The 4,105-nt window shown below is 63.6% G+C and carries 5 protein-coding genes and 1 pseudogene; 4 read left to right on the top strand and 2 right to left on the bottom strand.

Annotation, left to right across the window (positions count from 1 at the left end; genetic code table 11):
- The 3 genes and pseudogenes from VF497_RS09860 to VF497_RS09870 all read left to right on the top strand — a co-directional run.
- A pseudogene (locus tag VF497_RS09860) lies at positions 1–316 on the top strand (GTP 3',8-cyclase MoaA); the annotation flags it as partial.
- A 61-nt stretch (positions 317–377) separates the two neighbouring features.
- Entirely contained in the window at positions 378–689 is a 312-nt protein-coding gene (moaD, locus tag VF497_RS09865) for a molybdopterin converting factor subunit 1 (RefSeq protein WP_414706876.1), read from the top strand.
- A 2-nt stretch (positions 690–691) separates the two neighbouring features.
- On the top strand, positions 692–1,123 hold the full coding sequence (locus VF497_RS09870) for a molybdenum cofactor biosynthesis protein MoaE (protein WP_330888167.1): 432 nt from the start codon (positions 692–694) through the stop codon (positions 1,121–1,123).
- A gap of 110 nt (positions 1,124–1,233) precedes the next feature.
- Here VF497_RS09870 and VF497_RS09875 read toward each other — a convergent pair whose 3' ends face one another.
- Complete coding sequence (locus VF497_RS09875) at positions 1,234–1,404, bottom strand: hypothetical protein (protein WP_330888169.1); 171 nt, start codon at positions 1,402–1,404, stop codon at positions 1,234–1,236.
- Positions 1,405–1,423: 19 nt separating this feature from the next.
- On the opposite strand from VF497_RS09875, the gene VF497_RS09880 reads away from it, so the two are divergent.
- Positions 1,424–2,044 carry a cyclic nucleotide-binding domain-containing protein gene (locus tag VF497_RS09880; RefSeq protein ID WP_330888171.1) on the top strand — a complete coding sequence of 207 codons (621 nt, stop codon included), beginning with the start codon at positions 1,424–1,426 and terminating at the stop codon, positions 2,042–2,044.
- Between the two features lie 13 nt (positions 2,045–2,057).
- On the opposite strand, the gene VF497_RS09885 is transcribed toward VF497_RS09880, so the two are convergent.
- Complete coding sequence (locus VF497_RS09885) at positions 2,058–4,016, bottom strand: PAS domain S-box protein (protein ID WP_330888173.1); 1,959 nt, start codon at positions 4,014–4,016, stop codon at positions 2,058–2,060.
- Between the last annotated feature and the right edge of the window lie 89 nt (positions 4,017–4,105).

The raw sequence follows: 4,105 nt of genomic DNA on the forward strand, positions 1-4,105 counted from the left end.
CGGCGAAGTCGCCGAGCGTTACCGGTTTGCCGACGGCGCGGGCGAAGTGGGTTTCATCAGTTCAGTTTCGCAGCCGTTCTGCGGCGATTGCTCGCGCGCACGCCTGTCGGCCGACGGAAAACTGTATACCTGCCTGTTCGCGCGTCTGGGCTACGACCTGCGCGAGCCGCTGCGCGCAGGCGCCAGCGATAAAGAGCTGGCCGCGCTGATCGCACGACGCTGGACGGTGCGTACCGATCGCTACAGCGAGCAACGTGCCGAAGTGCGCGCACTCGGCGAACAGAAACACGTCGAGATGTTCGCGGTGGGTGGGTGAGGTCGAGCCCCGGCGGGTGCATGGTCGACGTCGGCGTTAATGCCGTCGCCTCGCGCACCGCGTGGGCGCCAAGCGTGCGCACGAGTTGACTACGTTTGCCATTCACGCAACGTGCGCGACAGGAAATCATCAAATGAAGTATCGCGTACTGTATTTCGCCTCGCTGCGCGATCGCGCCGACACGGACGCGGAACAGATCGAGTCGCTTGCGACTGATGCACGCAGTCTGTACAGCGAATTACGTGCGCGACATGGTTTCACTATGGACGAAGATCGACTTCGCGTGGCCATCAATGGCACATTCGCGCAGTGGACGCAGACATTGCGCGAGGGCGATGAAGTCGTACTCATCCCCCCGGTGAGCGGAGGCTGACGATGGCTGCCTTCCGCATTAGTAGCGACCCGATCGATCCGGCGGAGCTTGTCCGAGCGCTCGGGCACGCGCGCGCAGGTGCGTGCGTAACGTTCGAGGGCTGGGTGCGCGATCACAACGATGGCCGCACTGTCCAGCGTCTCGACTATCAGGCTTATGCGCCGCTCGCGCAGAGCGAGGGCGAGCACATCATCGACGAGGTGCACGAAAGATTCGCCATCGTCGAAGCGTGCTGTGTGCATCGCGCGGGCACACTCGCGATTGGCGACCTGGCGGTTTGGGTTGGCGTCAGCGCAGCACACCGCGGGGCAGCATTCGATGCCTGCTGCTACATAATCGATGAGGTGAAAAAGCGCGTGCCAATCTGGAAGAACGAGCACTATGCCGATAGCGAGTCGGCGTGGCTACATCCAGATAACAAGCCCATCGTTTGAAAGGGCGCACAATTCGCGAGGGCAAAGGCAACAAGGATCGGATTACGGTACCGCGCTCGACGCTAATCGCGCCCCTCCCTTCTGTTACAGACCGTTACATATTGTCGAAGTCAAGACATAGGCCGGTTTCCGGGCAATTTTATGTTTTCAGCGACCGTTTCATCGAGCCGCCTGATACCGGAGCCCGCTATGAATTCTGCTGCCGCCGTTTCGATCCTCCCGAAGATGACATTGCGCAAAGTGCCTTCTGCGGCAAATGCCGTTCCCGCGCCGATCGACATTGAGGAGCTCCGTTCCCACGTGCCGGTCGTGCGGCGCAAGCTCGAGGCGGGGCAGTATCTATACCGCGCCGGGCAGTCGTTCAACGCGCTGTATCTAGTCAACGTCGGTTTTCTGAAGACTTGTCTCGTCGCCCAAGACGGTCGCGAACAAGTCACCGGATTCCGCATGCGCGGCGATCTGATCGGCATCGAATCGATTGGCACGGCGACGCATGAATGCGACGTTGTTGCGCTGGAAACGAGTGGCGTGTGGGAACTGCCGTACCCCGCGATACTTCGCGCCTGCGCGCAGATGCCTGAACTGCAGGAACGCCTCACTTGGGCGTTGGCCGCCGAGATCCGCAGTGACCGGTCGTGGAAGCTCGCGCTCGGCTCGCTGAGTGCGGAACAGCGCGTCGCCGCCTTTCTTCTCGACCTGGCCTCGCGCCATGAAGCGCTCGGCTTCAGCCCGCGCCACTTTGTCCTGCGTATGGGCCGCGCCGACATCGGCAGCTTCCTCGCGCTCAAGCACGAGACGGTCACGCGTGCGCTGACTCGCTTGGCCGGACAGGGTTGCATCGACGTGCAATGGCGCGAGATACGCATCCTCGAGGCGGCGGCCCTGGACGCCGTCATCCATTGCGAGGACAAGGCGGCGTAAGGCTTCCAGGCTGTCAGCTCGGGTCGAGTTTGCGGCGGATCGCCGCGGACAACTCCTCGCGTCGATACGGTTTGCGCAGCAGATCGAACGCTGCACTGCTTTGTGCGGAGCGCTCGTCGCCCGAGGTGAGTAGGATCGGCAGCGCAGGCCTGCGGATGCGGATTTCCTCAGCGAGTTCCACGCCGTTCATGCCGCGGCCGAGCATCACGTCGGAAAACACCAGCGCAACTTCCGGGTGCAGCGGCAGCTTTCGCAGTGCTTCGTCCGCGTCGACGCACGGCAACGTCGTGTAGCCGAGCGAACGCAGGATGACAAGCACGGCGCGACGCACGTCGGCGTCGTCCTCGACGACGAGAATGGTTTCGTGGCCGCGTGCATTCGCGGGCGCCGCGGCGCGCTTGTCCAACGCTTCGGCTTCCGCCGCGATTACCGGAAGGTACAGCTCCACATTGGTGCCGTAGCCGAGCCGGCTCTCGATGTTCAAATGGCCGCCCGACTGGGTGACGAAGCCGTAGACCATCGACAAGCCCAATCCGGAGCCCTTGCCGTGTCCTTTGGTGGTGAAGAACGGCTCGAGCGCACGTGCGAGCACGTCGGGAGTCATGCCGAAGCCGGTGTCGCGCACGGCGACGACGACGTATTGGCCCGGCTTCGCGTCACCTGTCGCATCGCCGCGCTCGATCACGCCGACGCGCGCGCCGATGTGCAGGCGGCCGCCACGCGGCATGGCATCGCGCGCATTGATTGCGAGATTGACCAAGGCAGCGTCAAGCTGGCCCGGGTCGACGAATACGCGTGGCATGTCCGCGGGGCAGACGATGTGCAGATCGATCGCTTCGCCGAGCGCGCGCCGCAATAGACCGCCGACGTCTTCAAGCAGTTCTTTCGGATCGCAGGCTCGCGGGGAAAGTTGTTGGCGCCGTGCGAATGCAAGCAGCTTGCGCGTCAGTTCAGCGCCCCTGTCGACGGCGCGTAGGGCGATGGCGATCGTCTCAAGATGTTCGGGCTGGCCGGCCAGATCGTCTTCGAGGATCTGCAGGTTCGCCGAGACTACGGTGAGCAGATTGTTGAAATCGTGCGCGATGCCACCGGTGAGCTGGCCGACAGCTTCAAGCCGCTGCGCGTGCGAGAGCTGTTCCTCAGTACGGATGCGCTGCAGGGTCGCGGCCAGCGTAGTCGCGATCGTTTGCAGGAAATGCAACGCGTCATGATCGAAATGCCGCGACTCGCGCGAAAGGGCGAGCAGCGCCGAGGCGGGGGCGTTGGCGTCGGGTAATGGAATCAGGGCGGTCGAAGCGAATCCCGCTTTGCGCAGCACGTCGTCGCGTGCAGCCGTGTTGGTCCGGTCAGCCTCAGCCCAGCCGTCAAGCAGTTTGGGATCCAGAAGATCGATCACCGCGACCAAGGTGTTGGCGTCGAGGCCGTGGGAGGTGCGCACTTGCAGGCGTTCGCGCAGTGGCAGTTTGAACACGATCGCGGCCGCCTCGACACCGAGTGCCTCGACGACCAGTGCAGGAATACGTGCGATCGCATCGTCGAGATTGGGCGAGGTGAGGAAAAGCTGGCCGATCTGCGCCATCACCTTGTCGTAGCGGGCGCGGGCCAGCGCCTGGCGCGCCCGCTGCGTTTCGGAAATGTCGCGGATCGCGGCGACGACGATGCGGCCGTCCGCGGTGTTCATCGGACTGAGCGCGATTTCGACCGGAAATTCGCTGCCGTCGCTGCGCAGCCCGACGAGTTCCTGGCCGGTGCCCATCGTGCGTACGCGCGGATTCGCGGCGTAGTGCGCGACATGTCCCTGGTGCTTGTCGCGCGCGCGCGCGGGAATCAGGATGTCGATGCCGCTGCCGAGCAGCTGCGTCTCGGTATAGCCGAACAGCCGTTCCGCCTGAGCATTCGCGCGCACGATGCGGCTGTTGCCATCCACCGCGATCATCGCGTCGGGTGATATGTCGAACAGTTCGCGATACATGGCGATTTCCGGGCGCAACTCAGAGGCGATCCACGCGTGCCGCGAACAGGTAGCCCGCGTTGCGCACCGACTTGATCAACTGCGGATTC

Origin of the sequence: Rudaea sp., from assembly GCF_036383415.1 — a bacterium.
Taxonomy (GTDB): Bacteria; Pseudomonadota; Gammaproteobacteria; order Xanthomonadales; family Rhodanobacteraceae; genus Rudaea.